The sequence below is a fragment of the Streptomyces sp. NPDC041135 genome, from assembly GCF_055592085.1.
In genome coordinates this window covers 1-12,733 of the sequence record NZ_JBVIYZ010000017.1, presented here as the reverse complement: position 1 = coordinate 12,733, position 12,733 = coordinate 1, and the positions used below count along the sequence as shown (strand labels likewise).

The following is a 12,733-nucleotide window of genomic DNA, read 5'->3' as shown; positions in this document are numbered from 1 at the left end:
CGCGCGGACAATGCCTCAGCCGCTCACAGGGGCAGCGTGATGCCCAGCTCCCGCATCGCCGTCGACGGCGGGCCGCCCTCGGAACGTTCCGTCTTGCGGCCCTTGCTGCCCGGCGCCAGCGTGCGCGGGTCCACGGCCTCGGCCGGCGCCCCGGTGGCGTACAGCCCGTCGGGGTCGGTGTCCCGGTCGTGCGGCAGCAGCCAGAACACCCGGCGCCGGAACGTGCCGGAGGTCCGCGACGGTTTGGCGTCCGGCCCGAGCTGGGCGTAGCCGACCATGCGGCCGTCGCGGTGGTAGGCGGGCCTGCCCCGGCGGCTGGGCAGCCGGTCCAGGCTCTGGCGGACGTAGTCCAGCCCGGTGACGTCCTCAAGCCAGACGAAGTCGACCTCGTGGATGATCTCGTCCTCTTCTATGAGGGCGCTCATGCTGTCTCCTCGTCGGCGAGCAGTCCGATGCCCGGGTAGTACTTGCGCTGGTTGGACAAGATCATCTCCTTCGGAGACGCCAGTCCCACCACCTCTCGGACTCGCGCCGCGAAGGCCCGGGACGAGATCGCCGGCGCCCCTTCATTTTGACACCACGTCTTGTAGGCCGCGTAGAGCTGGGCCTGTTCCGCTCTCAGATCCGGCAGTAACCTGCACGATTCGGACAAAAAGCGCCCGGTGTGGTCCTCCGTCTCGGCGTAGGCCGTGGTGGCGATCCGCACCCGCTCGGGGCCGGTGAGGTCCTTCTCGCCGCTGAGGTAGCGCCGGGCTCCCTGGATCAGCCAGTTGAGGATCCCGGGGCCCTCCTCGGTGACGAGGATGTCCGCCAGGTTGTCGATCTTGCGGTCGTCCGGCACGACCCGCTCGAACGGGATGAGCCGCATCCGGCGCCAGAACGCGAAGCCGCCCGTGCCCACCTCGGGCCGGTGGTTGCCCAGCAGCCAGAGCTTGTGGGTGGGCTGGAAGCTGAAGAAGTCCTGCCGCATCCGCCGCGCCTTGATCCGGTCGCCGCCGGTCAGCAGCTTCACCCGGGCTTCGTCGAACCGGTCCCCCGGCTTGACCTCGCTGCACACGATGACCCGCCGCCCGTGCAGCTCGGCGAGGTCGGTGGGGTGCCCCTCGTAGGGCCGGGCCATCAGGAACCCGGGCGGCGCGGCGTCGGCGTAGTCGCCGACCAGTTTCATCAGCACGTCCAGCAGCACCGACTTTCCGTTCTTGCCGGAGCCGAACAGGAACGGCATCACCTGCCCGCCGACGTCCCCGGTGATGGAGTAGCCCAGCAGCAGGTGCAGGAAGTCGATCATCTCCGCGCCCTCGGGACCATCGCCGAAGGTGTCGGTCAGGAACCGGTCCCAGCGCGGCGTGGGCATCGCCTCGGGCGCGGCGGTGGTGGAGCGGGAGTGGAAGTCCTTGTCCGGGTCGGGCGTACGCAGCAGTCCGGTGCGCAGGTCGACGATGCCGGTCGGGGTGCACAGCGCGTACGGGTCGGCGTCCAGCCGGGCGGCGTTGAGCACCATGCCCGGCGCCGCCTTGGCCTGCACGAGCATCGCGTTGATGCCGCTGGTGCTCAGTGATCGGCGCCGGTGCTGCTGCAGGGCGGTGGTGCTGTGCACGCCGTGCGGGTCGCTGGTGGCGATGGACTCCGCCAGGTCGCCGGCGGCCCACAGCACGGTGTCGTCCTCGTCCATCTGCCAGCGCGTGCTGTCCCACCGGTACCAGCCGAGTCCGGGCACGTGCCGGTAGTCGTTGGCGTACAGCTTCACGAACAGCTTGGCGTTGCCGCGGTCGCTGAGGGTGTCGGGCAGCAGCCCGTCGGCGGTGGCCTCGCCCTGGCCGCCGTGCGGGTCCGTCTCCCGCACCGGGGCCGCCTGCCGGGGCACCGCGGGGGCGGGCTGCGCGACCTGCTGGGCGAGGATCTGCTCGGCGACCGCCTGGGCGTCGAAGAGGGCGTTGTCGTCGGGGGTCATGCGCGGCCTCCCGGAGACAGCGGGCGCAGCCGGCCGGCGCTCAGCCCGCTGCGGATGATGCCGCTGTAGCGGCGCTGCTGCCCGGGCCTTGCGTACTCCGCGGCCTGGATCAGCACCCGCTCCGCCTCCTCGTCACTCAGCTGTCCGGCGGCGGCGAGTCCGCCGGCGGTGTAGGCGGCCCGGTTGAGCTTCTCCGAGAACCCGGCCCCCTCGGGTACGGCGGCGCACGCCGTCACATCGGCCAGAACGGCGCTCAGCGCCCGTCCAGCGGCCGAACGGCCCCCACCGGCTGCCAGGACCGCCTGACGGGCTCGTGGCGGCACAGGACGCGGCATGGGGACGTGTGCGGGCAGGTGCCCGGTCCGCTCCATCTCCCGCGCCAGCCAGCCCGGCAGCGGCGCGGGCTCGCGGACGTCCCCGACGGGCTCGTACACGCCCGCCTCGGTCACCGTGCCCGGCGCGACGATGTAGCCGCCGTGCGCCCGTACGTCGACCTGCCAGGCCAGTGCGCGGCCGCCGCCCGACCCGGTGGAGCACTGCCAGCGCTGCCCGGTGTGCGCCCGGTACCAGACGTGCAGGCCCCCGGAGGGCGTCCGCACGCGCAGGGTGCCCTCGTCGTCCGCGGGACTGCGCTTGCCGCGCAGGGCGGCCAGCACGCCGATCGTGTGGAACCCGTTGGCCAGCCCGGTCAGGTCGACCCCGGCGGGGATCTCGATCCCGGGCAGCAGCCGGTCGCGCCCGGGCAGTTCCCGCGGGTGCGCGTCGATGTCCACGACCACCAGTCCGGCGGGACCGCACGCGACCCCGACACCGAAGCCCGGGTTGGCACCCCACCACTGCTCGATCCTGGCGGAGTCGAGGGTGGCGGCACGGAAGCCGTGACACCAGCGACCGGCGGCCGGACAGGGACAGCCCCGATGGGTGTGACCCGGTTCCCGACAGGCCTCGCAGTTGCCCGCCGGCGTCTTGCGACCGGGCGCCAGCGGATGAACGGGCCATCCCCGGCTCGCACACCAGCGCGCGGTGGCCGACGCTCGTTCGGGCCTCCGCGGGGCGGAGAGCGGCTGCCTTGAGTCGCTGCGTGAAACCCGCAGCTCAGGCACCATTCACATCCCCCACCAGCGACCGAAGCGACTCAACGATTGACACAGATTAGCGAACCACGGAGACAGAAGGGGCCACGCGGGAAAACAAAGGGCCCGCGTCGTCCTCGATCCCCCAGCGACTGAAGCGTCCGTACCCCAGCGACCGAACCATCTTCGGTCGCTGTCTCAGTAGCTCAACGAAGGCGCAGGTCAAAGGGCACGCCACAACCAAAACAGCGACTGAAGCGACTCAACACCTCTATATATGACGCGCACACGCACACGCGCACACACGCGCGTTGCAGCTCATATACCCGGACCTTCAGTCGCTTCAGTCGCTATCCGCCTCCGAAACACCGTCTGACCTGCATCTTTCTCCAGCGACCGAAAGCGACTGTACGAACTCTCAGTCGCTGTTCTTCAGTCGCTGAGCCCCTCTTAACCCCCCAGCGACTCAAGCGACCGTCCAGCGACTCTGGACAGACCAGCGACCGAACTCCCCACCCGGGTCGGCCGCGAGCCTCGCCCCCGCCCCGACCGCCCCCCGCGCGACGCCTCCAGGCAACCCCGACCGCCGGTCGCTTGGGTCGCTTCAGTCGCTGAGCCGAACCGCCTTCCCGCCCCCCGGTCGCCCAGCTGCTCCCGCTCCCCCTCCGCCTCCCCCTGCCCTGGTTCGCCCGGGCACCTGAGCAGCCGTCGACGGGGACTCGAGCGCGCCCAGGCAGGCTTCCCGAGGAAGTCCGTCCCCTCAGCCCGGTAGCTGGAAGGAAGCCCCGATGGCCTCTGCACCGTGGAACCCGACGTTCGAGAACGTCCTCCGGCGCGGCCTCCCCGGCCTGGGCAAGGACAGGACTCCCGCGACCGATGTCCCGCTGGAGGCGTACGGCCTGGACTCGCTGGCCCTCATCGGGATCGTCAGCGGCCTCGAGCTGGCCTTCGGCATCAACCTCGCCGGCCAGGTCGCCGTGCCCGTACGCACCCTGACAGCGGGCCAGCTGTGGGGCATCGTCTCCGCCACCCTCCACCCCACCTGGGACACCGCCGCCCCCACGCACAGCCCCCGCAGGTCCTTCTCCCCCAGCCCGTGGGCAGCGGCCTGACCCCGGACGAGGAACAAGGGGCTCCCTGCCCGCTGTACGTGCCGCAGGGAGCCCTCACTCATGCGACGACCACGTCGCACGCCGCCTCCAGGTCATGCTCCTCCCGCCCCCGCTTCCGCCAGAACTCTCCCCGCCCCTCCCGCGCCCACGAGCCTTCCATCACCGCCGCACTCCTGGCAGCAGAGGACAAGCGTGGCTGGGACCGCACCGGGTCGCTGGAAACACACGCGCGCCTGATCGTTCGGCAGTCCCGACACTGTGGCTGGCTTTCGGTGGCTGAGGTCCAGTCGGGGGAGTGTGCTCAACCATCCGACGTCAGCGGGGTACACCAAAACCAACAGGCCGCATGCGCCCTGGGCCGGTCCCGCACACACCGGTCACCCGAAGTAAGAGAGCGTCCCGCGCCCATTGCCGCGCCGACCTGCGAAAAGGCTGTTGACCACCCAGTTCCCCGGATCTGCCACCCAGTTCGGGCAACAGCACAGGCAGTTCCTTTGACCGCACACCCAGTTCCCAGGAACTGGGTACCACGTCTCCAGGATCGTGGCAGATGAACATCACGTTCATGAGTAGGGCCACTGGGAGCAGGGTGTCCGGCTGTCATGAGGCACTGCCGGACCCACCGCCGAAGTCCAACGACACGGCCCTTCAAGCCGGGCTGATCGACTTCTTGCTCATGTACGTTAAGTTCATCTGGTCGGCCTGAGCGCCGCCCGTCGTGAACTCCTCAGCAACCAGGCACGGAGGCCCCTGTTGGGAACAGCGCGCAGACTGCTGGACGCTGACACCGGTGAGATCGTCCCGTACGCGCCCTATGCCTTCTCCGGCCGCCACACCCAGGTCGACAAGGCGCGCGTGGAGGCGATCACCGAGAGCAAGGCCTTCACACCCAGCCAGAAGTTCCTCGTCCTGTGGTGGATCGGCGTATCACCGGAAGGCATGGAACCGCTCAAGGCCACCGGCGCGGACATCGCCAAGCGGGTGGGTATGTCCACGGACGCCGTGGGGAAGATCAATCGCAAGCTGACCAAGCACCGGATTCTGATCGTCCGCGGCCGCATCGGCAACTACAACTTCTATCGGATCAGCCCGTACATTGCCTTTCACGGAACGGGCATCGAGCAACGGGAAGCCATCCGGTCCTGCAACCCGCCGGACATCCCCGGTTTCGACGAGTCAACCCCTGCACGGTGGGAGGCCAAGTGAACAACACCAAAGACATGACCCTCCGCCTGCTGGAACACACGGCCGGCCTGCCCGCCAACCAGCGGCTGATCCTCATGCTCTACGCCGCCCACCCCGCCGACCGCGCCGGCACCGTGAGCAAGACCGCCGCCGAGCTGGCCGAGGTCCTCGGCATGTCGCCCACCGTCTTCTCCCGCACCCGCCGCCAGATCGTCGAGTCGGGCTGGCTGGAGGAGTCCGAACGCCTCGGACACATCCGCTACTACCGCCTGAGCCCCAAGGCCACCGGCGAAGAAGTCGTCGTACCGCTGCGCCGGGCAACCTGAGGAGCAGCTGCCCAGAACGCGGCTGATGAACGTCACGTCAATCAGCCCCGTCCCCCAGGACGCCCCGAATGCACCCGAAGGACATTCCGCCCTGACGACCATCGGCCTCGTTGTTGTCCGCGGACAACAACGAGGCCGATGGTCATAGGAAAGGCCGGGATCAGGAGGGCCAGGAACCGACGTCAGGCCGACTCCTGCTTGAACTGGTCGAGCTCCTGGAGAAGCACGCCGTATTCCTGAGGGTGCTGCTCCCGCAGAACCGTCAGCATCACACGGGCGCACTGCGCGAAGGTGCCCGGCTCCATCTTTCGCTGGAGATGCAGGGCGATGAAGGGAGCATCGTGGTACGGCAAACGCGGTTGACCGCCGTCACCATTGCTCAGAACATGCTTGTCCTCATCGGAAGCACCAGGCGAAGCCTCACTGCTGCCGCGCTCCGCAGGCTTGGCCTCAGCCGCTCCTCCCCCGGCTGCCTGAGCCGCAGAGCGTGCCTCTTCCTTTTCCGCGGGCACCTGACGTACCGGGTTGCTGTCGATCGCCGGCTGCCCTTGCGACGGCACTCGCGCGTTGTTGTCCGCGGACAACAACGCGGCGGACGACTGCGGCGACGGTACGGGTGACGGCACGGGCGGGGCAGCCGACGAAACCCCGTTGTTGTCCGCGGACAACAAACTTCCCGACGATTCCGGCGGCACCAGAGATCTCACGGACTCGACGGAGCCGGCCGACTCAGGCGACTCCTCCGGCTTCACCGAGGGAGTCGCCCCGAGGCCCCCGTTGTTGTCCGCGGACAACAACTCCTCACGCACCGCGGCCACCGCTGCCTTCTCCGCGGCCTTCGATCGTGCCGCGGCCTCCTTGGTCTCCGCGAGATGATCCAGAAGGGCTGCCGCACCAAGGCCCGGGTTGTCTTTCAGATGCCGGGCAAGGAGACGGCCATCGCGCTCCGACATGCTGCCGACACTGAGCATGGTCTGAATCTCGTCCGGCAGCTCCAGTAGAGCCAGCTGATTGGTCACCCACGAGCGGTCCCGCCCGAGCTGCTCAGCGGCCCGCGTACGAGCGCCCCGCTCGGACTCCTCTGCGCAGACGCTCACCAACTGCTGCACACCCCGGGCGCGCTCGATCAGATCGAAGTCCTCCCGGCTGAGGTTCTCCTCCAGCAGGTGCTTGATGAACCTCTCGCGCGACGACGCCAGGTCGTCACGAATCACGAAGTCCAACGCCTCGAGTCCCACGTGCACGGCGCTGCGGAACCGCCGCTCCCCGTTGACCAGGACGTGCAGGGCCGACCCGATACGCTCCCCGTGATCGGGCCACAGGGCGAGGTAGGCATCGCGGGTGACCGCGACACAGGCAGCCAGCTGGGCCTGCCGCAGTTCCTCACCGAACCGGGTCATCTCGTCGTCGGTGCCGAAGTTACGCCGCGGGTTCAGCGGCGTCGAGGAGACCTCCTCCAGGCGCAGCCGGACGAGTTCGTACGCGGGTACGTCGCCCTGGGCCACCGCCTTTGCGCGACCTCGGGCGCTACGCTCACGACGCACCTGCCCGAACGACGATCCCGTTCCCAGCTTGTCTGCCACGCTCATGCGCTGATCCTCCGGGCCACGGCGCGCAGCGCCTTCGACTGCTCGCCGTACGGGGCGTGCACCAGAAGCGGCTGCTTCATGCGGACGGCTTCCCGCTGGTCCTTCAGCTCCGGGATGACGGCGATCACCGGAGGCTCACCCATCTTCTGCCACTCAGCGAGCGACGACGTGGCGACATAGCCCTTGCGTGCGTCGTAGAGGTTGACCACGAAGCCGACCATGGCGATGCCCACGTCCAGGTCGCCGGTGAGGTCCTGGATCTGGTCGTAGAGCATGTCGAAGGCATCGGCCGAGGAGTCCTCCGCCTGGACCACGATCACAATGCCGGAAGCGTTGTCCTCCTCGCCCTCTCGGGTACGGCAGTAGTACAGAGCCGTGTCCATCGAGTAGCCGAGGCTGGGAGGGCAGTCGACGACGATGAAGTCGAACTCCTTCTCCAATTCCTCAAGCGCCTTCTCCAGCGCCGTCTCCTTCACCCGGACATGCCGACTGGTCGCCAGCTTGGCATCCAGCAGGAACGCGTCCTTGCACGACGGCAGCAGCCACAGGTGATCCTCGAAGTCACCTCCCTCTATCGGCACCAGGAGGTCACGCAGTTCCCCCTTCGCCTCTCCCAGCATGTGCTTGGCCAGGCTCGGGCTGTCGATGTCCAGCATGGTGTGGCCCAGCTGAACGGTGAGGTGGCCTTGCGGGTCGAAGTCGATGAGCAGGGTGCGGTACCCGGACTCGGCGAGAGCCTGGGCCGTGCCAGCGGCCACCGATGTCTTGCCCACGCCTCCCTTCTGATTGCCGAAGATGATCCGGCGGGCACCCGTGATCCGGGGCGGCTTCGGCCGCGGGGAGGGATTGCTGTCGAGCCAGAGACGGATCGCCTGGGCCACGCCCTGGTTGTAAGAGATCCCTCGGCTCTTGCAGACCTTCTTGAGCTTGTCGTACAGCCCAGTCGGAAGGTAGGTCGAGAAGGAGGCCCCGCCGCTGGTGTCGACCGGCGAACCTGGCTTCGCCTTCCGCCAGGCCTCCACACCCTCGGTGACAGCGTCCTGGATATCTCTGTCCAGCTCGGCCGCGCGGACCTTCAGCTCCTTACGCAAGTTGGCAGGCAGCTTGGCAACTACCTTTTCCCGATCACTCGGGTCGTATGGCGCAGTCATGGCGCTACCTTACTCACCTCCGACTCCCCCACACATCCGCCAAGCCCGTGTCGACCCAATCTTGTTGTCCGCGGACAACAACAGACGCCGCACAATTGACGCCATCACACAGCAAACAACCCGCCGACACGGGGCACCTCCAGCCTCTAACGGCCCTGGCAGGAGCTGACGTTGAGACACAGGACCCCGCAGCGCAGAAAGGGTCCACCTGGGCCTGCAGCGCGGGTGAACCTTCCCTGGAATCTCGTAGTCGCCCGTCTTAGGTCAGCAGACGGATCTGAGCGCTCGGCGCCGCTTCCAGCCTCGTCAGCAAGGAGGCCGCCACCGCGCTCGACCTCGTCAGCGGCCTGACGCGCCTGCTGGGCGAAGCAGAAATCGGCCCGACCGCATTCCGGCGACCTACCACCGCACCAAGGAGTCACCTACCTGCACGGCGACTACTCGATCGGCGACGACACCCTGTCGGGCGTCAACCACCGCCACAAAGGCACCACGAACACCCGGGCCGCCCTGAAGTCGATCCAGGGCGCTCGCCCGAACGGCGCACCCATCTACGTGATCCTGGACAGTCTCTGCGCGCACATGGGCACCAAGACCCGCGCCTGGGCGAAGAAGAACAATGTGGAGCTGTGCTTCACCCCGACCAATGCCTCCTGGGCCAACCCGATCGAGGCCCACTTCGGACCACTGCGGCAGTTCACCCTTGCCAGCTCCCACCATCCGAACCACAGCGTCCAGACCCGCGAGCTGCATGGCTACCTGCGCTGGCACAACGCCAACGCCCGCCAAGAGCGCGCCCAAATTCGCAGGGAGGAAGGCATGCGCTGGTGCGGACACCCCCTCACCGAAGCCGCATGACAACCCGTTTAACCCGCGGACCTCAGCCCTGATCGAGCGGATTTCTTCAGATCCCTCTTCTCTCCCTCTCCGCGCGGGTGCCCCGCTTGACGCTGACGCCTCGCTGGGCACGCCGGCGGTCGGAGAGAGAGAACGAGGTTTCGCCCAAGAGGCAGAATCCATCTGGGGCCGAGCTTCCTAAGCAGCGTGAGGATTCGAGCAGAAGCCAGCAGCGGAAGGCCGGATCGTGGCCGCTTACGCCGCTGCCCTCGGGCGACCGGTGCTGAACGGCACCAAGGCCAAGCTGGAGCGTCAGGCTGTTGAGCTGCTTGCGCAAGGCCTACCGGAGGCGTAGCTGTGCGCCCGGGCACAGGAGCTCGCCGCGCGAGGCAGGGCTCACCTGGTTCAACACGCGGAGCGGTTGTTCTGGTCGACCCGGTCTGCTGGAGTGGTGCGGTGAGTGCGCTGACGGCACTGGTACTGCTGCGCGGCTGAACTCGCGCTTCCGGGAGGTCGGGCCGGAGGATGCTCGGGAGCTGTGTCCGCGCTGCTACCTCGACCGAGCCGCCCCCGCGACCGCGTAAAGCACACCGTGTGCCCATCTCCGCGCGCTTTGGTCCCACCCGGGCATACTCCCGGGCGGGACTGGGTTGAGGAGGCGCTCAGATCGCCGCGCAGGGCTTCGCCTCGTCGAGCCACTGCAGGCTCATCCTCCGTGCCAGGACAGCAGCGGCAGCGGCACCGACGCCCAGGGGTAGCAGTGGCCAGGCGAAGAGGGTGCTGAAGCCTTCCCGCGGTGAGGACCATATCGCCTCCCACTCGGGTTGGACCGCACGTTTGTCGCCTCGGGCATGGCATGTCATACGAGCTGGCAGCAAGGGACTGACTGGCCTGGACGCGGCCACCGCGGTGGCCGCCGCCTGCGCTCGGCACCATCCCGACACGGGCGAGGTGGCCTGGACGCCGTCCGATTTTCCCGCGCCGAGGCGGCCGAACGGGCCTGCCGCGAACGCGCCGTCGCCGTGCGCGCCCGCCAGCCGTCCTAGAGACTGAAGCGAGCCGCCAGGGCGCCTTCCGCCTCATTATCCAGGCCGCAGACGCCGCCACATGGGCCGCCTCACCGCGCCACCTGGCCGACGCGCGCTCAGAGCGCCAACCTGTATGCGAACCCGCCGACCTGGAGCGGGGGGAGGCCGCCGAGCACCCGGCACGCGCTGAACGGCGGCACGACCAAGCCGCCCATGACCGCGAGTTCGCCAACCTCATCACCCCACAGGAGACTGCTGCGGTCGCGCAACGCTGTGACCTGCTGTGGTCGGGTCTGTGGTCGGGGTAGCGCGGTTCATGGTCGGGCTCATGGCCGGGTGGTGTGCATCGTCGTACGGTCGGTGTGGTGATGCGCAATCCCTGCGCGGTGGTTGGTGCGCAGCGATTGCGCAGGGTGTCTACGGGTGCCGGGTCTGGTTCCAGGGAACATGCTGGTCAGGGTTTTGGACGGGGCGCCATATGGGCGCGCAGGGGCCGTCCTGGAGCAGGTCGGTCATGGGTACTGCGAGGACGGTGACGTTGCGCAGGAAGCCGCACAGTGCCGGTTCCGAGGCGGCTGCGTGCAGGGCGCGGATGCGTGTCTCGAGGCCTATGGGGCCGGTGCCGTCCAGGACGAACAGCAGCCGGGGGAACAGCGGGTAGCGGCGCCTCCAGTCCTCCTCTAGGGGCTGTTGCCCGGCGGTCGGCCTCGGGCGTCCGGGCAGGGGCATGGGTATGTAATCGTGAAGGCGGGCGTAGGCGGTCAGTTTCGCGGCCAGGCGTTCGGGTCCCATGGTGGCCCGGTCGACTTCCACGAAGGCGCGCAGCATTGACCCTCCGTCGTCGCTGGTGCGGTAGTACAGCAGGGCGTCGGGGATAACTGCCTCGCCGCTGCCGAGATGGTGGTGGACCTCGGGGATCCAGTCCAGTGGTCGGCATTCGTCGCCGCGGCGGCGGGCATCCCGCAGGAAGGCAAGTCCGGTCTCCGTCACCGTCAGCGCATGCCCGGCCCGTAGCCGGGCCGCGGTGCGGTCCGCGATCAGCCTCGGTGGCCGTCGCTGGCGCAGCTCGGGCCACTCGGAGGCAACGTCCACGCCGTACTGTGTGGCGAACCACACCCGCGTCCGTCCGGCCTGTGGCAGCGTGACGCGGTCGATGAGCCCCTCACCGCGCAGCTTGGCCAGCCGACGCCGAGTCTGCTCGATCCGCACCCCGGGCGCGATCACCAGGTGCATCTGCTCGGTCGTCGCCATCCGGTACTGCGCCAGCACGGCCAGCGCCAGCCGGTCCCCGCCGCCGGCATCCACGTTCAGCATCGCCACTGCTGCCCTTCGAGGACGGTGCAGCACCGGGCTTGTCCGGCGCCGCGCGTACCGTCGAGGCCAGCAGTCGGCCCCGACCAGAAGACCGACCACGAAGACCCCACCAGCGTCACGATGCGATAACCCCGCCCCCGACCACGCCCGCAACCCCTCCGGCATACCCGCCGACCACCCCGCCGACAACTGTCCGCACCCATCGGGCGTCCGACGACGTATGCGCAGGTCACCACCCCTTTTTCCGTGGTCGGGGAGCCCGACATCCCCCTCTGCACCCCCACAACAGCCCCGCCCAAGAAGAATTAGGAAAAAGGGAGGGCGGGCGTGGTGTGGTGTGGCGGAGCGGTCGGGGGATTGGGCGGTGGTCAAGGGGTGCTGCGCGTCGGCGGGGCCTCCGCGCTCAGCGGCTGACTAGTCGGCGCGCCAGGAGGACAGGGCGCCATCCGGACCCAGTGGCCCGGGCAAACGTCAAGGCGAGGACTGTGCCGGGCCGGGCGCGGGCCTCGGTCACGGCGCGCTGCCAGCTGCACGTGCAACGCGGCGGGAATGTCGGCGGCGCTTGAAATGTGAGCCGTTCCCGGCGGGTGAAAAATACCCGCACCCGACAGCCTCCGCCGGAACGGCCACAGAGAACGGACCAGCGGGGAGTGCTGATGCGCTTCCGCCTGGAACTCAGCCGCTTCGCTGCTGCCCGTACCCGGGCCACGAGCAGATTCGCACCGTGACGGCCGGTCCAGTACCGCTGTGGCACCCTGCCCCGGCCAAGTGGCCGGTGCCCCGGCCCACGGCAATCGATCATTACTGGGGGTAGGTGATGTACGGCCCCACATCGTACGCCGTCGGTACGGGGTGCGATCCGTTCGAGGCACCGGCATGGACCTTTCGGTTCGTCGTCATGCGGACATCGCGCCACGGTCTCGAATGCGAAGTCGGCCAGACAGTTCCGTAGTGGCGCCTTCGGCAGTGACAGGACGACTGGTGCAAGGCCAGTCATCGACGGCCTGAGTTCGCATGCACTGGTACTCTGGGCGCACCCCCTGCGGCTTACGGCTCCGTATGGGCCCGTGGGTGTCGGTGAACTTCGAAAGCTGACCCGGTGCTCGACTCCGAAGATGGACCCCCGGTCGGTCAGTTGATGTTGTTCATTCCCCTGCGTTGGCGGGT

Annotated in this window: 10 protein-coding genes; 4 read left to right on the top strand and 6 right to left on the bottom strand. The window is 68.6% G+C overall.

What is annotated here, in order from left to right; genetic code table 11:
- Positions 1-23: 23 nt before the first annotated feature.
- The 3 genes from ACZ6CZ_RS28840 to ACZ6CZ_RS28830 are packed head-to-tail and all read right to left on the bottom strand — an operon-like array spanning position 24 to position 3,057.
- Positions 24-425: a DUF6009 family protein gene (locus tag ACZ6CZ_RS28840; protein WP_469026918.1), complete on the bottom strand. Its 402-nt coding sequence runs from the start codon at positions 423-425 to the stop codon at positions 24-26.
- Complete coding sequence (locus ACZ6CZ_RS28835) at positions 422-1,951, bottom strand: DNA primase family protein (RefSeq protein WP_469026916.1); 1,530 nt, start codon at positions 1,949-1,951, stop codon at positions 422-424. The genes ACZ6CZ_RS28840 and ACZ6CZ_RS28835 overlap by 4 nt, the downstream gene beginning before the upstream one ends.
- The gene (locus ACZ6CZ_RS28830; RefSeq protein WP_469026913.1) at positions 1,948-3,057 is read right to left on the bottom strand and encodes a bifunctional DNA primase/polymerase; all 1,110 of its coding nucleotides are present in this window, start codon (positions 3,055-3,057) and stop codon (positions 1,948-1,950) included. Before ACZ6CZ_RS28830 ends, ACZ6CZ_RS28835 begins: the two co-directional genes overlap by 4 nt.
- A 755-nt stretch (positions 3,058-3,812) precedes the next feature.
- Here ACZ6CZ_RS28830 and ACZ6CZ_RS28825 point away from each other — a divergent pair.
- From ACZ6CZ_RS28825 to ACZ6CZ_RS28815, 3 genes are all read left to right on the top strand, one after another.
- Positions 3,813-4,136: an acyl carrier protein gene (locus tag ACZ6CZ_RS28825; protein WP_469026910.1), complete on the top strand. Its 324-nt coding sequence runs from the start codon at positions 3,813-3,815 to the stop codon at positions 4,134-4,136.
- Between the two features lie 753 nt (positions 4,137-4,889).
- Entirely contained in the window at positions 4,890-5,342 is a 453-nt protein-coding gene (locus tag ACZ6CZ_RS28820; RefSeq protein ID WP_469026907.1) for a MarR family transcriptional regulator, read from the top strand.
- Between the two features lie 14 nt (positions 5,343-5,356).
- Positions 5,357-5,647 (top strand): replication initiation protein, RepL2, encoded by a 291-nt coding sequence (locus ACZ6CZ_RS28815; RefSeq protein ID WP_469027077.1) that lies wholly within the window; start codon positions 5,357-5,359, stop codon positions 5,645-5,647.
- 182 nt (positions 5,648-5,829) lie between these two features.
- On the opposite strand, the gene ACZ6CZ_RS28810 is transcribed toward ACZ6CZ_RS28815, so the two are convergent.
- Together ACZ6CZ_RS28810 and ACZ6CZ_RS28805 are read right to left on the bottom strand one after the other, a co-directional pair.
- Positions 5,830-7,236 (bottom strand): ParB/RepB/Spo0J family partition protein, encoded by a 1,407-nt coding sequence (locus tag ACZ6CZ_RS28810; RefSeq protein WP_469026905.1) that lies wholly within the window; start codon positions 7,234-7,236, stop codon positions 5,830-5,832.
- A complete protein-coding gene (locus ACZ6CZ_RS28805; protein WP_469026903.1) occupies positions 7,233-8,387 on the bottom strand; it encodes a ParA family protein in 1,155 nt (384 codons plus the stop codon). The genes ACZ6CZ_RS28810 and ACZ6CZ_RS28805 overlap by 4 nt, the downstream gene beginning before the upstream one ends.
- Positions 8,388-8,942: 555 nt before the next feature.
- Here ACZ6CZ_RS28805 and ACZ6CZ_RS28800 point away from each other — a divergent pair.
- Positions 8,943-9,245, top strand: a complete 303-nt coding sequence (locus ACZ6CZ_RS28800) for a hypothetical protein (RefSeq protein ID WP_469026901.1) — start codon at positions 8,943-8,945, stop codon at positions 9,243-9,245.
- 1,424 nt (positions 9,246-10,669) lie between these two features.
- On the opposite strand, the gene ACZ6CZ_RS28795 is transcribed toward ACZ6CZ_RS28800, so the two are convergent.
- The gene (locus ACZ6CZ_RS28795; protein WP_469026899.1) at positions 10,670-11,566 is read right to left on the bottom strand and encodes a replication-relaxation family protein; all 897 of its coding nucleotides are present in this window, start codon (positions 11,564-11,566) and stop codon (positions 10,670-10,672) included.
- Positions 11,567-12,733 lie beyond the last annotated feature (1,167 nt).